4 protein-coding genes are annotated in these 4211 nt (G+C 66.8%); 1 reads left to right on the plus strand and 3 read right to left on the minus strand.

The features are described 5' to 3' along the window. Positions 1-78 precede the first annotated feature (78 nt). Genes GA0115240_RS23955 through GA0115240_RS23965 form a run of 3 tightly spaced genes read right to left on the minus strand, consistent with a single transcriptional unit; the run spans position 79 to position 3307 of the window. Positions 79-996: a carbohydrate ABC transporter permease gene (locus tag GA0115240_RS23955; protein ID WP_093739518.1), complete on the minus strand. Its 918-nt coding sequence runs from the start codon at positions 994-996 to the stop codon at positions 79-81. After that, positions 993-2009, minus strand: coding sequence for a carbohydrate ABC transporter permease (locus GA0115240_RS23960; protein WP_093739520.1), 1017 nt, complete (start codon positions 2007-2009; stop codon positions 993-995). The genes GA0115240_RS23955 and GA0115240_RS23960 overlap by 4 nt, the downstream gene beginning before the upstream one ends. Then, the gene (locus GA0115240_RS23965; RefSeq protein ID WP_237555151.1) at positions 2009-3307 is read right to left on the minus strand and encodes an ABC transporter substrate-binding protein; all 1299 of its coding nucleotides are present in this window, start codon (positions 3305-3307) and stop codon (positions 2009-2011) included. The genes GA0115240_RS23960 and GA0115240_RS23965 overlap by 1 nt, the downstream gene beginning before the upstream one ends. A gap of 573 nt (positions 3308-3880) precedes the next feature. On the opposite strand from GA0115240_RS23965, the gene GA0115240_RS38550 reads away from it, so the two are divergent. Continuing rightward, the coding region (locus tag GA0115240_RS38550; protein ID WP_237555150.1) for an ATP-binding protein at positions 3881-4211 on the plus strand (331 nt) is incomplete at its 3' end.

Below are 4211 nucleotides of genomic sequence, written 5' to 3' on the forward strand. Positions count from 1 at the left end.
CGGCGGCCCGGACCCGGTGGGGGTCCGGGCCGCGCCGGGTGCCCGGCCGGGTCCGCGCCGGCTGCTCCGGCCGCGCCGTCAGCCCTTGCTGGACCCGAGCGACAGGCCGGCGATGAACTGCTTCTGCAGCAGGACATACACCACCAGGGTGGGAATCGCGGCGATCATGGCCGCCGCCGCGATCATGTTCTGGTTGCTGACGAACTGCCCCTGGAGGTTGGCCAGCGCCGAGGTGACCGGCCGCTTGTCGCCCGACGACATCAAGGTGATCGCCCAGAAGAAGTCGTTGTAGATCCAGGTGGTCAGCAGCGTGGCCAGCGCCGCCAGCGCCGGACGGCACAGCGGGATCGTCAGCCGCCAGAACCGGGTCCACAGGCCCGCGCCGTCGACCAGGGCGGCCTCGTACATCTCGCCGGGGATCGACTTCATGTAGTTGCTCAGCACGAAGACGCAAAAGCCCAGCTGGAAGGCCACGTTGATGACGATCAGGCCGAAGATGGAGTTGTACATCAGGCCGCTGCCGGCCAGGAAGTGCGGCAGCGGGATCTTCAGGTAGATCCGGTACAGCGGGGTGATGATGACCTGCTGCGGCAGCAGGTTGCCGGCCGTGAACAGGATCAGCAGCGCGATGTTGAGCTTGACGTCCACCCGGGTCAGGACGAACGCCACCCCGGACGCCAGCGCCAGCACGATGATCACCGACGGCACGGTGATCAGCACCGAGTTCCAGAAGAAGTGCAGCATGTCCGACTGGGACCAGGCGTCGCTGAAGTTCTTGAACGTCAGGTGGTGCGGCAGCGAGACATAGCCGTACTTCCGGGTGTCGGAATAGGGCCGGACCGCCACGTACAGGGCGAAGGCGATCGGCAGGATCCACAGCACGCAGGAGACGATCAGGAACAGCTGCGAGGCGGCCTGGCCCCACGGCCGCCGCCGTCGGGGGCGGCCGTCGGCCGGGGCCGCGACCCGCGGCCCGGCAAGGGTTTCGGCACTCACTGCGATTCCTCTCGCCGGAAGGTCTGGAACAGGAAGATCGTGATGGGCACCAGCGAGATCACCAGCAGCACCACACCCAGCGCCGAGCCGAAGCCGACCCGCTGGGTCTCGCCGACGATGTTGGAGGTCACCAGCACCGACAGCAACTCCAGGCCGTTGATCCCCTTGTTGGTGATGTAGACCAGGTCGAAGGCGCGCAGCGACTCGATGACGGTGACGACCATGATGACGATGTTGATCGGCCGCATCACCGGGAAGACCACCCGCCAGAACGTCTGCCAGGCGTTGGCGCCGTCCACCAGCGCCGCTTCGCGCAGCGTCGGGTCGACGGCCTTGAGGCCGGCCAGGTACAGCACCATGACGTAGCCGGCCTGCCGCCAGGTGGCCTCCAGCAGCACCGCCCACAAGTTGAGATGCGGGTTGCCGAGCCAGTCGATGGAATTGCCCGCGTGGTTGCGGCCGATGACGGTGTTGATCAGGCCGTAGTCCTGGGAGTACATGAACTCCCAGATGATGCCGACCAGCGCCAGCGACAGCATCACCGGCAGGAAGAGGATGCTCTGGTACATCCGGCTGCCCTTGATGCCGCGGTCGATGACCACCGCGAACAGCATGCCCAGCGGCGTGGCGATCACCACGAACACGGCCAGCCAGATCAGGTTGTGCCGCACCGCGGGCCAGAACTCGGGATAGATCGTGACGGCCTGGTGGTAGTTCTGTATGCCGTACACGCAGCCGTTGTTCAGGATCGACGGCAGGTTCGGCTTGCAGGTCGTGGTGTGCAGGCTGCCGACGCCGTTCCACTTGGTGAACGACAGCAGCACCGTCCCGATGGCCGGGAACCAGACGAAGGCGAGATCCAGCAGCAGCGGGACGCCGAGCAGCAGCGCCACGACGAGGCGGTCTCGGGTGCTCATCGTGCGTACGCCCCGGCGGCGGCGTCGGACCGGGGCCCCGTTGTGGGGCCCGGTCGGCGCCGCCGCCGGGTTGCGCACCTGGGAGGCGGAACTCATCAGGAATAGATCGCCTTCGCCTGGGCCTCCGCGCTCTTCTGCAGGGACGCGATGTTGCCGGCACTGGGGTCGTCGATGAACTTCTGGATGATCGAGATCATCGCGTTGGCCATCGCCGGGTCGGCGTCGCGGTCCATGAACTGGGCCACCGCCTTGCACTTGCCGATCTCCACGACCGACTTCTTCTGGATCGCGTTGTACGTCGGCACCTGGAGGCCGTTGACCAGGCCGACATCCCACTGGTCGGTCTTGAGGTACTCGGTCTCGGCGGCGCCGGTTCCTATGTACTCCAAGATCGCCTTGGCGGCGTCGGTGTTCTTGGCCTTCTTGCTCAGCATGAAGCCGTCGGTGGGGGCGTCCATGTAGTCCTGGCCCCACTGCGGGTTGATCGCGGGGAACGGGAAGAAGTCCAGGTCCGCCAGGTTCGCCTTGTCGGTGACGTACTGGGCGGCCACCTGGTTGGTGCCCTGGAACATCATGCCGGCCTGCTTGTTCTCCAGCAGCTTCACGCTGTCCTGCCAGATACGGCCGTTCGCGCCGCTCTGCATGTAGGGCATGATTTCGGCCCAGTGCTGGAACACGGTGTGGACGCCCTGGTCGGTCCACGGCACCTGGTGCTTCATCAGCTTGCTGTGGTAGTCGTAGCCGTTGATCCGCATGTTGAGGATGTCGAAGGTCCCCAGCGCCGGCCAGCCGTCCTTGTCGGCGAAGGCGATCGGGGTGATGCCGTCGGCCTTCATCTTCTTGGCCAGCGCGAGGTAGTCGTCCCAGGTGGTGGGGACGGTGTAGCCCTTGGCGGCGAACTGGCTCTTGTTGTAGAAGACGACCCACGGGTAGTTGTAGATCGGCACCAGGTACTGGTGGCCGTCCAGGCCGGTGGACAGGCTCTTGGCCGCGGCGCTGAAGCTGCCGCCGATCTTCTCCCACACGTCGTCGATCGGCTGGGCCAGGCCCTGCGCGGCGAAGTACTGCATGCGGTAGCCGGCGAACCAGGTGAACAGGTCGTCGGGGGTGCCCTGCAGATAGCTGGTGATGTTCTGCTGGAACGTGTCGTGGTCGACGGTGTTGATCTTGATCTTCGCCTTGGTGGAGGCGGTGGCCGACGCGGTGAGCGCGGCGAACGCGGACTTCACCGCGGGGTCGGAGTAGTTCGACCCGAACGTCACCGTGGAGCCGGCGACAGCCGCCGACCCGCTCGGCTTGTCCTTGTCCTTGTCCGAGCTCGAACCGCCGCAGGCGGTCAGCAGGCCTCCGGAGACGGCAGCCAGCCCGGCACCGGCGGCGACGCCCCTGAGCAGGTTCCTGCGCGATGGGGACGGACCGGTTCCGATGCTGCTGCCCGACGACTCGACGTCCGACATGGTGCCTCCATGTGTGTGTGGGCGTATTCAAGAAGCAGAAGGCGAATGCTGGTTGAGCGGAGCGATTCAGCGGCTCTGTGCGCCGACCCGTTTCCAACAGAAGTCACCAAGATGAAACGCCATCGCAACTGCAGGGTAGTTCTACGCCACATGAAGGGGGGCGTCAACGTTCTTATCCGGATGCGTTGCCGGACCGTGATGTCCAACTGGTGTTGGAACATGTTTGCTTACGGTTGCCGATGCCCGTCGCCCGACCGCAACGCTTCGGTGGCGCCCCGTCAACTCCTCCCGCTGATACGTCGAAGTCCCCATCTTCGCCCTTCGACGGGACGCTGCGCTGCGACGACGCTCACACGGGGGCCTGATGAGGCGCAAGTGAAGGGGCACAGAATCGAGGAGAGTTGTCAGCCTATGACGGGTAGGTGACGCCCCGCTGCGGATCGTGATCGCCGCGGTACGTGTCGACCGGCACGGTTTCCGTCCGTACCCGGTCGGTGCCAGGCTGTCGCCATGAAGGGCAACATTCCGCAGGAGACAACGAGTTTCGTGGGCCGGCGGCCGGAACTGGCCCGGCTGGAGGCCGCGTTGGCGACCCACCGGCTGGTCACCCTCACCGGCGCGGGCGGTGTCGGCAAGACCCGGCTCGCCCAGCGCGCGGCCACCATCACCGTGAACGCCGCCATCGACGGCAGCTTCGGCGGCAGCATCGGCGGCACCACCCCGGGCGCGGCCACCGGTGCCGCGCCGGGCCCGGTGCGAGCCGCCGGACCCGGCCCCGGGCGGGGAGCGGGCGCCGGCGGGGCAAGCGGCCGGTGCGGGGGAAGCGGCCGGTGCCGCCGCC

This window comes from Streptomyces sp. DvalAA-14, from assembly GCF_900091855.1.
Lineage (GTDB): Bacteria > Actinomycetota > Actinomycetes > Streptomycetales > Streptomycetaceae > Actinacidiphila.

What these genes read in the sequence shown, in the direction of transcription:
- GA0115240_RS23960 (WP_093739520.1), bottom strand. Translation starts at nt 2,009, where the DNA reads ATGAGTTCCGCCTCCCAGGTGCGCAACCCGGCGGCGGCGCCGACCGGG.